The sequence below is a fragment of the Spirosoma soli genome, from assembly GCF_042684525.1.
GTDB classification, from domain to species: domain Bacteria; phylum Bacteroidota; class Bacteroidia; order Cytophagales; family Spirosomataceae; genus Spirosoma; species Spirosoma soli.
In genome coordinates, this window is sequence record NZ_JBHULN010000006.1 from 271,016 (window position 1) to 283,629 (window position 12,614).

The 12,614-nt window shown below is 47.6% G+C and carries 15 protein-coding genes; 9 read left to right on the forward strand and 6 right to left on the reverse strand.

Annotation, left to right across the window (positions count from 1 at the left end):
- The first annotated feature begins 15 nt into the window (after positions 1–15).
- Positions 16–1,050, forward strand: a complete 1,035-nt coding sequence (locus ACFSUS_RS12365; RefSeq protein ID WP_381522971.1) for a methionine synthase — start codon at positions 16–18, stop codon at positions 1,048–1,050.
- Position 1,051: 1 nt separating this feature from the next.
- Here ACFSUS_RS12365 and ACFSUS_RS12370 read toward each other — a convergent pair whose 3' ends face one another.
- Both ACFSUS_RS12370 and ACFSUS_RS12375 read right to left on the reverse strand, forming a co-directional pair.
- Positions 1,052–1,618 carry an acyl-CoA thioesterase gene (locus tag ACFSUS_RS12370; RefSeq protein ID WP_381522973.1) on the reverse strand — a complete coding sequence of 189 codons (567 nt, stop codon included), beginning with the start codon at positions 1,616–1,618 and terminating at the stop codon, positions 1,052–1,054.
- A 237-nt stretch (positions 1,619–1,855) separates the two neighbouring features.
- A complete protein-coding gene (locus tag ACFSUS_RS12375; RefSeq protein ID WP_381522975.1) occupies positions 1,856–2,182 on the reverse strand; it encodes a HesB/IscA family protein in 327 nt (108 codons plus the stop codon).
- An 81-nt stretch (positions 2,183–2,263) separates the two neighbouring features.
- On the opposite strand from ACFSUS_RS12375, the gene mce reads away from it, so the two are divergent.
- The 6 genes from mce to ACFSUS_RS12405 all read left to right on the forward strand — a co-directional run bounded on the left by mce (position 2,264) and on the right by ACFSUS_RS12405 (position 8,235).
- Positions 2,264–2,671, forward strand: coding sequence for a methylmalonyl-CoA epimerase (gene mce, locus ACFSUS_RS12380; RefSeq protein WP_381522978.1), 408 nt, complete (start codon positions 2,264–2,266; stop codon positions 2,669–2,671).
- 68 nt (positions 2,672–2,739) lie between these two features.
- Positions 2,740–4,386 (forward strand): M1 family metallopeptidase, encoded by a 1,647-nt coding sequence (locus ACFSUS_RS12385; protein WP_381522981.1) that lies wholly within the window; start codon positions 2,740–2,742, stop codon positions 4,384–4,386.
- Positions 4,387–4,422: 36 nt separating this feature from the next.
- Positions 4,423–5,547, forward strand: coding sequence for an AAA family ATPase (locus ACFSUS_RS12390; protein WP_381522983.1), 1,125 nt, complete (start codon positions 4,423–4,425; stop codon positions 5,545–5,547).
- Positions 5,544–6,173: a hypothetical protein gene (locus ACFSUS_RS12395; protein ID WP_381522986.1), complete on the forward strand. Its 630-nt coding sequence runs from the start codon at positions 5,544–5,546 to the stop codon at positions 6,171–6,173. The genes ACFSUS_RS12390 and ACFSUS_RS12395 overlap by 4 nt, the downstream gene beginning before the upstream one ends.
- A complete protein-coding gene (locus ACFSUS_RS12400) occupies positions 6,170–7,561 on the forward strand; it encodes a cystathionine beta-synthase (RefSeq protein WP_381522988.1) in 1,392 nt (463 codons plus the stop codon). Before ACFSUS_RS12395 ends, ACFSUS_RS12400 begins: the two co-directional genes overlap by 4 nt.
- Positions 7,562–7,647: 86 nt before the next feature.
- On the forward strand, positions 7,648–8,235 hold the full coding sequence (locus tag ACFSUS_RS12405) for a Uma2 family endonuclease (protein WP_381522991.1): 588 nt from the start codon (positions 7,648–7,650) through the stop codon (positions 8,233–8,235).
- Here ACFSUS_RS12405 and rsgA read toward each other — a convergent pair whose 3' ends face one another.
- Positions 8,236–9,162 (reverse strand): ribosome small subunit-dependent GTPase A, encoded by a 927-nt coding sequence (gene rsgA / locus ACFSUS_RS12410; protein ID WP_381522994.1) that lies wholly within the window; start codon positions 9,160–9,162, stop codon positions 8,236–8,238.
- Between the two features lie 42 nt (positions 9,163–9,204).
- Positions 9,205–10,452 (reverse strand): 3-deoxy-D-manno-octulosonic acid transferase, encoded by a 1,248-nt coding sequence (locus ACFSUS_RS12415; protein WP_381522996.1) that lies wholly within the window; start codon positions 10,450–10,452, stop codon positions 9,205–9,207.
- Positions 10,453–10,512: 60 nt separating this feature from the next.
- Here ACFSUS_RS12415 and ACFSUS_RS12420 point away from each other — a divergent pair, with 60 nt between their 5' ends.
- Both ACFSUS_RS12420 and ytxJ read left to right on the forward strand, forming a co-directional pair.
- Positions 10,513–10,821 (forward strand): phosphoribosylpyrophosphate synthetase, encoded by a 309-nt coding sequence (locus ACFSUS_RS12420; RefSeq protein WP_381522998.1) that lies wholly within the window; start codon positions 10,513–10,515, stop codon positions 10,819–10,821.
- 54 nt (positions 10,822–10,875) lie between these two features.
- Positions 10,876–11,205 carry a bacillithiol system redox-active protein YtxJ gene (gene ytxJ / locus ACFSUS_RS12425; RefSeq protein WP_381523120.1) on the forward strand — a complete coding sequence of 110 codons (330 nt, stop codon included), beginning with the start codon at positions 10,876–10,878 and terminating at the stop codon, positions 11,203–11,205.
- A gap of 60 nt (positions 11,206–11,265) precedes the next feature.
- Here the strand turns inward: ytxJ and folB are convergent, their stop codons facing one another.
- Positions 11,266–11,616 (reverse strand): dihydroneopterin aldolase, encoded by a 351-nt coding sequence (folB, locus tag ACFSUS_RS12430; protein WP_381523000.1) that lies wholly within the window; start codon positions 11,614–11,616, stop codon positions 11,266–11,268.
- Between the two features lie 54 nt (positions 11,617–11,670).
- Positions 11,671–12,567, reverse strand: a complete 897-nt coding sequence (locus tag ACFSUS_RS12435; RefSeq protein ID WP_381523001.1) for a DivIVA domain-containing protein — start codon at positions 12,565–12,567, stop codon at positions 11,671–11,673.
- Between the last annotated feature and the right edge of the window lie 47 nt (positions 12,568–12,614).

The window sequence follows — 12,614 nt, forward strand, 5'->3', positions numbered from 1 at the left end:
ACTACTCAGTAGACTATGCAGCCCGTTCCTATTAAAACCACCGTTGTCGGCTCCATGCCGTTTCCAGGATGGCTTGAATATTCGAGTCAGAACTTATCGCAGTTTGGCCCGGCCGACATCAACGAGATGATCGAGGATGCCGTTATTACGTCCGTTCACGATCAGGTAGCGGCTGGGCTCGATGTTATCACCGATGGCGAACAAACTCGTTTTGATTTTAACCTTTCGTTTTACGGCTATGTTAACGGTATTCAGAACAATGAAACCGAACTCCGCCGGTTTGGCCCCCCCGCTCATGACCAACGCGGCAAACACAACATCATTGAGCCATTGACGGCCCCTAAAGGCTTAGGCGTAGTGGAAGAGTACCAGCGCCTAAAACGGCTGGCTCCGGCAGGCCAGGGCTTGAAAGTGTCAATTCCGGGCCCATATACGCTCAGTGGCCGACTGCTACCGGGTAGCCTTTACAAAGATCGTTGGGACGTAACAGAAGCATTATTGCCTTTAGTGAACAAAGAGATCACCGACCTGGTCGCATTGGGCGTACCCGAAATCTGTGTCGACGAGCCGTCGATGTCGTGCTACGCCTATCGCGAAGACACAAAGCGATTTGTTGACATCTTCAACCGAACCGTTGCGCCGGGCGTGGGTAAAACCCGGCTTTCCATGCACTTGTGCTTTGGTAATTACAAAGGCAGGTCAGTCGGTAAAAAGACCATCGCGCCAATGCTGCCCGATTTTCTGGACATGACCGTGGACGAGCTGCACTCGGAGATGACCATACTAAATTTTGCCGAAGTAAATCTTCTGGAGCGATTTGCCGAGAAGTTCGACGTAGCCGTTGGCGTCATTGATGTAAAGAGCTATTACATTGAAACACCCGACGATGTGGCTGAGCGCATTCGCAAATGCCTGCCTTACGTTCCGGCCGAAAGACTGGCTGTTGCTCCCGATTGTGGACTAAGCCAAACGGCTCGCTGGGCCGCTAAACAAAAGCTGGCGAACATGGTAGCCGGAGCTAAAAAGGTGCGTGCCGAACTAGGCCTTTAAATCAGGACAACTGATTCTTGAGATCGTCGGTAAGTTGACAGCGCTCGCTAGTAAGCTTATCGACGTTTTCATTCAATAGCATCCGGGTTTTGGCATTGTCGAAGTGCTCGCTGTAACTCGCCCGTAATTCTTTGCGTTTTATAGCCTCCAGAAAACGCCGGGCGTCGTCGGGCGTTTCAAGCAGGAGAGGAGGAACTTCGGTCGGTTTATCAAACTCGTCTTTAGCTACCATTGTGAAGTAAGAGGTATTCGTGTGTTTCACGATACCTGTCTTTACGTTCTCGGCAACGACTTTTATGCCAACAACTAGTGATGTTCTTCCGACATAATTTACCGATGCCATCAGCGACACCAGTTCACCAACCTCAACCGGTTGCCGGAAATTGACACCGTCTACCGACACCGTTACACAGTATTGCCCAGCATGTTTGGCTGAGCAGGCATATGCAACTTTGTCCATCAAGGACAGCAAAATACCACCATGAATCTTGCCACCGAAGTTGGCGTAAGATGGGATCATTAACTCCGTGAGGGTCGTACGGGAATGGCTAACGGGTTTCGCTGTCATTAGGACCAGGAGAGGATTTAAGGGATTGGCAAGATTTTGTAATTCTCGTGAAAGTTAATGATGCGAATTGATATTACTGGTGCGTAGCCCAACTGTAATCCGTTAGTTGATTTGTCATCGCCAAGCTCGCAAATAACAAGAGCCGACTTAAGCAGTCGGCTCTTGTTATATATACAAAATCTCGTAAATCCTTAAAATCCTCTCAATCTGGGCCGCGTCGGCGGTCCGATCAGACGATCAGACAGCGAAGCTCTCTCCGCAACCGCAGGTGCGGCTGGCGTTCGGGTTTTTGAACTGGAAGCCTTTACCGTTGAGACCGTCCGAAAAGTCAAGCTCCGTACCGGCGAGGTATAGCAGGCTCTTACGGTCAACCAGGATTTTGATACCTTTATCTTCAACGACATGGTCGGTTGGCTGTTGCGTTGCATCAAACTGCAAATCATACATCAAGCCCGAGCAACCTCCGCCCTGAACTCCTACCCGAATGGCGTAGTCTTCGGCAAGGCCATCTTTCTGACGTAGCTCAATAATTTTGTTTTTGGCAATTTCTGAAACGGTAACCATAGTCGTAATACAGTCAATTTTGACGCGAATCAATGCTAATCTATTAACTTTCCACCAAACGGAAAAGTTCTTTCCTTATCTATGCTTACCAACGTTGAACACATCGGCATTGCCGTCCGCGACATTGCTACGTCGAATGACCTATTCACAAAACTGCTGAACGTTACGCCCTACAAGGCCGAAACGGTTGAGTCAGAAGGCGTCACTACTTCATTCTTTCGGGTAAACCAGACCAAAATAGAACTGCTCGAAGCGACGAATCCTGAGAGTCCGATCGCCAAGTTTTTGGAGAAGAAAGGAGAAGGTATTCATCACCTGGCGTTTGAAGTAGATGATATTCTCGTCGAGATGGAGCGGCTAAAAAATGAAGGCTTTACGTTATTGAGTGAGACGCCAAAGCATGGAGCCGATAATAAATTGGTGTGCTTCCTGCATCCGAAAGGAACAAACGGCGTGCTGATTGAACTGTGCCAGGAGATTAAAGAGTAAACTATTTTTCTGTCTTTGCCAGGCTTACGTATCACCCAATAACGTAAGCTTGGCAGACGAATTCACTAATGAGTAAGAAATCACTTAAGCTGCTAGGCTTTTTTTTATTGTTAACGTCCGTTGTTTATGCACAGCTACCGGATCGGTTGTCACGCTATACCCAACCCGGCGTTGATGTATTGAACTATGCTTTTTCGCTCACCTTGAGCGACTCAACGAATCAAATTCAGGGCGAAACCACTATTCGCTTCACCCGCAACGACGACCGGCAAACCGTTTGGTTCGACCTCATCGGTAACAAAGCAGATTCAGTCGGTATGCGCGTGCGGGAAGTACGTTTGGCCGATGGTAAGACTGCGCCGTTTAGCCACCGTAACGACCGGGTATTTATTAACCTGCCGCCCGCACCGAATCAGCCGACGGAGGTCACCATCCGCTATGCAGGTACACCTGCAAGAGGCTTAATCATCAGCCGGAATAAGTTTGGCGACCGAACTTTCTTCGGCGACAATTGGCCGAACAATGCCCGTAATTACCTCCCTGTCGTGGACCACCCCTCCGACAAGGCGACTTGTTCCTTTACGGTCAATGCCCCGGCAACGTATCGGGTTATTGCTAATGGTAAATTGTTAGGCGAAACGGCGCAGCCCGGCAAAACACCGCGTAAGGTAACGCGCTGGCAGGAAAGCACGCCCATTCCAACCAAAGTGATGGTGATTGGTGCGGCTAAGTTTGCCGTTGAGGATGTTGGTTCGGTTGGTGGTGTTCAGGTGCAAAGCTGGCTATACCCCAACGATAGTCAGAAGGGGTTTATCGATTACCGTCCTGCCAAGAATATTCTACAGTTCTTTATCGATAAGATTGGGCCGTATTCGTACGAGAAGCTGGCGAACGTGCAATCCACAACCAATTTCGGCGGTATGGAAAACGCCAGCTGCATTTTCTATGATGAGAAAATCATTGTTGGACGGAAAGATTCGGACGTTGAAGCTTTATTGGCGCATGAAATTGCGCATCAGTGGTTTGGAAATTCGGCTACCGAAGCTGATTGGTCGCAGCTTTGGTTGAGTGAAGGTTTTGCTACGTATTTCTCAGCGCTTTACCTCGAACAGGCGTACGGCCGCGACACACTCAACGCCGTATTGAATCAGAACAAAAGCCAGATAGTTCGCTACACCGACTTGAAGCCAAACAGCATCATCATTGACTCGACTACGGCCAATCTGATGGATTTACTAAATCCAAATGAATATCAGAAAGGCGGTTGGGTGTTGCACATGCTTCGTCACGAGCTGGGCGACGATACGTTTTGGAAGGGTATCCGGGCGTACTACGAGAAGTTCCGCAATGCCAACGCCCGAACCAGCGATTTGCAGGCCATAATGGAAAGTGTGTCGGGCAAGAAGCTAGGCCAGTTTTTCCAGCAGTGGCTATACCAACCCGGCTTCCCGGATTTAGTATGGGGCTCGAACTACGACGCGACGAAAAAAGCGCTGATCATTGATGTGCGACAGATACAACGTTCTGGCTCGTATGTGTTGCCGCTCGTATTCAGCATCCGCGATGCCAGCGGCCGTGAACTAACTCGTACAGGCAAATTAAGCTTGAATGGACAATCTCAGACGTTCACTGTTCCTGTGGCCACAAAACCAGCTGTCGTCGCAATCGACCCAGACAACACCGTATTGATGCGGGCCACACAAATGGGTAAGTAATTATCTAACTTACACGCAAATTAACCGCTATAGACCATGCTCAAGCGCGTTTCTATACAGAACTTCAAGAGCTTAAAAGATGTCACGCTCGACCTTCAAAAAGTCAACCTGCTCATCGGGCCGAACAACTCGGGTAAGACGAATTTTTTGAAGGCGTTTAACTTTATGTACCAATTTCTTGATGGGAAGAGGAATATAGCTGATAGTGCTCATTACAAGAAAGATAACAGAAATCATATAAATGTCCATTTGACATTTGAGGAAATAGTAACCGATCCTTTTCGCGAAGGATATCGTCATCTAGTTCTAACAAAAAGCTTTGATTATAAAGGCAGCGAGATATACACAACAAAATTTGGTTGGGCGGAAAGCCTGAATACAAAAGACATTAGCTTTTCAGAAAACGAAGATCCCGGTATTGAGATATTAACAGATCTTACCGGAGAGATTATAGCTTATCGTCCTGATCCTAATCAAATAAATAGACCAGGCCCTTTGATTGTTAACGCCAAACAGGTTGATGCTCATTGTTCAAATCTGATTGCTTTTTTCGATTATATAAGAGATCAGTACTTTGATATATTTCTACGTATTCAAGAGGATCTGTCCAAATGTGTTCCTGAATTTAGTCAAATCAACTTTCAAAACACAGTTCCAAGTGATGAGCAGAGGAAAATATTTGGTGAAAGAACTTTTAAAAAAATAGGTCTTTCGTCAAGCACGCAAGGTCCCATCTATTGGGCTGAAGAACTCTCTGAAGGTACATTATACTTTCTTGCTCTTCTATGTATTATCAACCAGCCCAATCCGCCGAAGCTACTTCTGCTTGAAGAGCCCGAAAAAGGTATTCACCCTCGCCGTATATGGGAGATAATGAAATTTATTTTTCAACTCGCGGAGGAAAAAGATGTGCAGGTGATTATGACCACTCACAATGAGCATGTTGTAAATGCGTTTTCATCAATGCCTGAATCAGTGTTTGTGTTCGATAAAGATGAAGATACTGGAGCGACTTATGTTCGTAACCTTCAAAAAGATATAATTGAGCCAACGAACAAGAAGAATGAAGAGCTTGGCTTAGATAAAGTTGACCTTACGTCTAATCTAGGTGAATATTGGATGTATGGTTTAATTGGAGGTGTGCCAGCTAATGTAGAATGAAGAAGAACCTTCGATTAGACTACACCCTTGTTGCCGAAGGTTATGCTGAGTATTCTTTCATACCCACCTATCTGCGTTTAATGGCGTTACAATTCGGTGTACAAGTCGTGCCGAGTAAGCTAGGTTTCAAAGGAGAAAAGGCTGGTAAGTCGAAAGTACTAAAGGAAGCTAAAGCCATTTTTACGACAGCTATTGGGCAGGGGCATCAACTGTTAATTGTAGGAGTCGATCTAGATGAAGCTGATCATGAAAAGGAACAACCTAAACACACAGCCGAGTGTAAATCTCTGCTAAATTCGTTGGGTAAAGTTCATGAAAATTACGGTAACCGAATTATACACTTTGTTTCGGTTCAAGCTATTGAGCAGTGGATGGCTTACCAAAGCTACCGAGTTAACATCGGCGAAAAATGCGCTCCAAACAGCCTTGAGAGTAAGTCACAGCATGAATTGAAACGTCGCCTATATGGCGAGAGAGACAATGGCTTAGTCATGGAACGTGTATCTGATAAGATAGCTTCTGCCGCAGATTTCGATGAGCTTGCTAAACAATCCCGCAGCTTTGCTCATTTTCACAATCAAGTAATAACCTTCCTTGACCAATACAACAAAACTCAATCAATATGAATTACTACAACACGATCATCGATACCATTGGCAACACGCCCTTAGTGAAGCTCAACCACGTTACAAAGGGTATTCGCGGGACGATTCTTGCCAAAGCCGAGTACTTCAATCCTGGCAACTCGGTGAAAGACCGTATCGCCATTCGGATGATTGAGGATGCCGAAAAGCAAGGTATTCTGAAGCCGGGTGGCACCATCATTGAAGGTACCAGCGGAAACACGGGCTTTGGTCTGGCGTTGACGGCTATTGCTAAAGGCTACAAGTGCATCTTTACCATGGCGGATAAGCAGTCGAAAGAGAAGATCGATATTTTGCGAGCGGTAGGAGCGGAGGTTGTCGTGTGCCCAACCAACGTAGCGCCCGATGATCCACGGTCATATTACTCCGTTGCCAAGAAACTGAACCGAGATATTCCTAACTCGCTATATCCTAACCAGTACGACAACCCATCGAACACGGCCGCCCACTACGAGACGACTGGCCCCGAGATCTGGCGAGATACCGATGGACGTATCACACACTTCGCGGCTTCGGTTGGTACGGGTGGTACTATCAGCGGTACGTCGAAATTCCTGAAAGAACAGAACCCAAACCTGTTTACGCTAGGATTAGATACCTACGGCTCGGTATTCAAAAAATACAAAGAGACCGGCATTTTCGATCCGGGCGAAATCTACCCGTATTTGACAGAAGGCATTGGGGAAGACATTTTGCCGCAAAACGTCAACTTCGACGTAATTGACCAGTTCATCAAAGTGACCGACCGCGATGCGGCTATTATGACCCGTCGGCTGTCGCGGGAAGAAGGTTTATTCGTTGGCTGGTCGTGCGGTACGGCGGTGCATGGGGCGTTGGAGTGGGCCAAAGATCACCTCACCGACGACGATGTAATGGTTATTCTGTTGCCTGACCACGGTACGCGCTACCTCGCTAAGATCTACAACGACACCTGGATGAAAGACCACGGTTTCCTGGAAGATCGGTCGTTTAAAACTGCTCGCGACATTGTTCACAGTAAAAACGGCGGTGCGACGAATCGACAGTCGCAGTTAACTACTATTGGCGCGGGTGTATCGGTAAGTCAGGCCATTCAGGTGCTGAATCGGTACGGTATTTCGCAGATTCCAGTAACGGACGAAGCTGGTCAAATAGTGGGAAGCCTCACCGATTCAACGGTGCTCAACAAACTTATTGATGATCCGGGCGTGAAAGACCATCCGGTTAGCGAGGTAATGGATAAGCCGTTCAAGTTTGTTGGCCTGGACAATACCATCGATGCGCTTTCGTCGCTAATCGACCGTGACAATAAAGCCTTACTGGTACGCGACGAGCGGGAACAGGTACATATCATCACACAAGCCGATTTGCTGGCTGCCATGACGAATTGAGGAACGTAGCATAAGTCTGTGCTACGTTCCTTAAAACTTGGCATATTGTCTTTACTCGTAAGGCTATGGCAACAGACTTGACAACTATGGAACCTGAAGCAGCGCAGCAGGCAATTCCGTCTTACCTGATTTATGAGACACTCAACGGGAAGCCCTTATACCGCAAGGGCTATAAAGATGTACTGGCCAAACGAAAAACTCCCGGTGAGATCATGGGCTGCACTGATCTACAAGCGATTATTGTCTCAAACTTGTATGCTTATATAGGGAACAACACTAACCGTAAGGCCTATTGGGTTGTCACGAACAAACCTGGTTTTCACATGCCACTAGGTGATAATCTGGTCAACGATATTGCCTTCTACCAAAAAGATAAGGTAACCATTAAAGGAAAGTTTTTCGACGTGGCGCCAAAGGTTGTCCTTGAGGTTGATAGTAAGGTGGATTTGGAAGCCTTTCCAGCGATGGAGCAGGATTATGTTTACCAGAAAACGCAGGCTATGCTTGATTTCGGCACCGAACGTGTTATCTGGATTACAACCCAATCGCGTAACGTTCTTGTCGCAACTCAGGGTGAAAGCTGGATTACCGTCGACTGGGACACGACGGTTCCGGTGCTGGATGACGTAACGCTGAACGTAGCGGCTATCCTGACCGAAGAAGGTGTCCTATAATTACCTTCGGTTATCTCCGCCTTCCATCATGCTGAGGTAACTCATGTATCGGCTTTCGGCAATGTCGCCTTCGGCCACCGCGTCTTTAATGGCACAGCCCGGCTCGTTGAGGTGCAAACAATTGTGAAACCGGCATTGGTTGAGCCGGTCGCGCATCTCAGGAAAATAATGACTGATCTCTTCCTTCGACGTATCCATCAACCCAAGCTCTTTAATGCCTGGCGTGTCAATGATGTACGTATCTGGCGCTAACTCGAACATTTCAGCAAACGTCGTCGTATGAACACCCTTGTTGGCGAAGGTTGACACCTCATTCGTACGAAGATTTAAATCCGGAGCGATGGCGTTGACCAACGACGATTTTCCTACGCCTGAGTGGCCCGACAGCAAGGTTACTTTATGGTCGAGGAGTTGCCGAAACTCGTCAACGCCAATTCCTTCGGTGGCTGATGTCGAGAGGCAGTTGTAGCCAATACGCTCATACATATCCATAATCTCCTGCTGATAGGCTATACCTTCCTCGTTCAGGATGTCGGACTTGTTAAAGACAACCGCTGTCGGAATACGAAACGATTCGGCCGATACCAGAAAGCGGTCAATGAAGCCGAGCGAGGTACGGGGTAAGGTCAGCGTAGCCAGTAATACTGCCTGATCGAGATTAGCCGCTAAAATGTGGCCGTGGGCTGTTTTGTGTACTGATTGCCGGATGATGTAGTTCTCGCGGGGTTCAATGTCGGTAATGACGGCCGTATTTTCGGCTTCATCTTCAACATCAAAAATTACCCGGTCGCCCACCGCAATCGGGTTGGTGACCTTCAGACCAGCGATTTTGAACTTGCCCTTCAGCCGACCCTGATAAATGTGGCCGTCCGTGTTGCGAACGTCGTACCAGGAGCCGGTGGAGCGTATGACTAAGCCTTTTTGCAACGGTGTAAAGAGTGAAAGAGTGAAAGAGTGAAAGAGTAAATTTTAAATTTCTCTTTCACTCACTAAATGCTTTACAACTTTCATAACCTGCGCGGTTGCACCAATGTTCCGTTGTACGTAATTACGGCTGCGTTGAGCCGCTAGCAACGAATTTTCGTACTGGCTGTTAAAAGTTGCCATTAGCTCATCCGCAGTATTGACAGGAAAAGCAGCCTCTTCATCAACGAGATCCACCGCTTCCTGAAACTTGCTGTAATCTGGTCCGAAAAAGATGGGCATCCCGAACGTCGCAGGTTCTAGAACATTGTGTAACCCTTGTTTGAAAGCTCCGCCGATAAAGGCAAAATTGCCGTACTGATACAATGAAGATAGCATACCGATGTTGTCAATGAAGAGAACATCGGCGTTTGGCGCGGTCGTTTCAGTGGCCTGCGAGAAACGGATGGATGACTTCGTAAGTTGCCTACGCCATTGTTCAATTTCGGCATCATTAATTTCGTGCGGAGCAATGATGACTTTGAGGGATTTATCAAAGCCGTTGACAAAGGGAATCAGCACATTCATGTCATCGGGCCAGGCACTGCCTACCACGAGTAACGGTTGGCTGTCTTTGAACGCACGCGCTATGGGTATCTCTTGCTTAGCTGAGGCTACCTGAGCCACACGATCAAACCGAGTGTCGCCAGCCAGCGTTACGTTATTTACATGAATAGCTTTCAATAATTCAACTGACTCCTGGTTCTGGACCAGAATGTGGGCAAAGTGAGCGAGTAAGTTCCGGTAGAAACTACCATAGGGCTTAAAGAAAAGCTGATTCGGTCGAAAGATGGCCGAGAATAAAAGTATTGGTACGTGATTAGCTTGCAAAGCGTTCAGGTAATTATGCCAGAACTCATACTTAATAAAGAAAACAAGTTTCGGCTTTACCAGTGACACAAATTGTTGGGCGTTCGAGGGCGTATCGGCGGGCAGGTACATAATACAGTCAGCATCTTTATAGTTCTTTTGGACTTCGTAGCCCGAAGGCGAAAAGAACGTAAGCAAAATCCTGTAATCAGGGTACTGCGCCCGAAACGCTTCTATTACCGGCCGTCCCTGCTCAAATTCACCCAACGAAGCCGCGTGAAACCAAGCGACAGGGGACGTATTGCCCGAAAGCTTTTTAGATAATGCATCAGTCCAGTTGCGTCGACCGTTAATCCATTGTCGGGCTTTTGGGTTGAATGGAGCCACCAGCCGCAGTAGGAATTGATAGGCAAGAATGCCTGTGTTATAAAGTCCCGAAAACAAGCGAATACGCGGTTAGTTATAGTTACAAAGCTACAAACTCACCTGCAAACTACCCCGTTTATGAAAACGTATGATACCGTTACCGAAGCCCTTGAAGATCTCCGCAAGCAAGGTTTCACGCTTGACTATAACTTGAAAGATAATCACTTAAAATGTCAACAGAATGCTATAGAACTACATCCGGCTGATTTCGATATTGTTGATGTGTACCGCTTTGAAGGTATGACCGACCCCGGCGACGAAACCGTGATTTACGCGATTGACGCAAAGAATGGACAACATGGGACCTTAGTAGATGCTTATGGCCCCTATTCGGAGGCTGTATCGCCTGAAATGGCTGAAAAATTGGCGATACACCAGCGGAAATGACGAACTTTTCAAACGTAAAAGCGCTTCTACGTCAACAGAATGCGTGTTGATAAAATGAACTGGAATAAAATAACGAGCGATGCTCAACTCGACGCAATTAAGGAAGAGTCGAGGAAGCAGCCGGTGCTGATTTTCAAACACAGCACCACCTGCTCAATCAGCGCGATGGCTCTGAGTCGAATGGAGCGCAACTGGAATGACCAGCTTGGTGTGAAGCCCTATTACCTGGACTTGCTCGCCAACCGGCCCATATCCAGCAAGATTGAACAGGAGTTTGGGGTTGAACATGAATCGCCCCAGGTGTTGCTGATTCGTAATGGCGAGTGCGTTTATGATGCTTCGCACATGGCTATTTCGTTTGCTGGATTACAGCAGGCGGTCTAAGAGCAGGAAACAACAAACGAAGGGAGGTAGAACAGGAATTATTCCTTTTCTGACCTCCCTTTATTCTTTTAGGGTAATCATAGCCCTATGGCAAACGCCACCAATAGGCGGGTTAAATTTTGATACGCTTACCTCAACCGACAGCAGATCAGCATATTTAGCGCGTATCTCCTCAATAATCCGGTGCGCTATGTGTTCCAGCAACCGGGCGGGCTGCTGCATAACATTGGCCGTAATTCTGTAGAGATCTTCGTAGTTGACCGTTGCACTCAGGCGGTCACGCCGGGCGGCTTCAGAAAAGTCGGCCGTGACAACGATGTCTACGGAATACTTATTACCGATTTTTTGCTCCTCGTCGTAAAAACCGTGGTAAGAAAAAAACTCGAGACCTTCTAAGGTGATTGTTCCCATTTATAAGGCAAGTGACAACCCGCGCTACGTTCACGGGTTACCACCCGCGTTACGTCAAATTTGATCGAAGAACGACCCGCTTTTCCTAGGAGTTCCGTTTTCCGTAACTTCAACCGGAGCGGTGTCAACAGACGTGGCTGTCAATGCAGGTGTTTCGGCTTGGGCTACCGCTGATTCAGTTGGTTGCGTATCGTCTGCCGACTCGGTCTGGGCCGTAACTGCAGGCGTTGATTCAGTTGACTGCTCGATGGCCTCATCCAATTTTTCAACTAGCGCTTCGTCCACCGGAATAGCTTCTGGAACAGCCGCTTCACGCTCGGTCAGTGGTGGCAAATCATCTGTAGGTACAGATTCAACGGGGGCTTCCGACGCTTTAAGATCGTCCTTAATCTGAACTGACACTTCATCAATCTTACCCTTCAGATTCTGCTTAGCAAACTTCTTTTCAAAGCGATCAACGGTGTCGACGGCACTACTGGCCAGGTTGCGGATCTGAACAGCCAGGTTCTCCTTATAGGTTTCCAACGCCTTGAAATCGTACTCCATCGCTTTCAAATCGTTCAGGATATTATCTTTCAGATAGCGAGCCTGATTTTCGGCATCCTGAACCATCAGTGCTGAACGCTTCCGGGCGTCGGCTAACATCTCGTCTGCTTTTTGCCGGGCTTCGGCTACGTATTGTTCAGCGGCTTTGTTGGCCTGATCGGTGATCTGCGTGCTCGTATCTTCGGCTGTTTTAAGTGTCCGGAACAATGTCATCTCCACTTCTTTCAGCTTACCTAGCTCTTTTTCGGCTAGCTCAAGCTGCATCTTCAGCATTTTATGGTCGCCGGTGACGCGTTCCCATTCCTGAGATAATGAAGCCAGGAATGCGTCCACATCTTCGGGTTTATAACCCCGCAACCCTTTTTCAAATGTGTGCTGCCGGATTTCGATGGGCGTAATTTTCATCGGTGCGCTAAGGTGTTTGGTAGTTATTAACTCATCTGATAATGGTG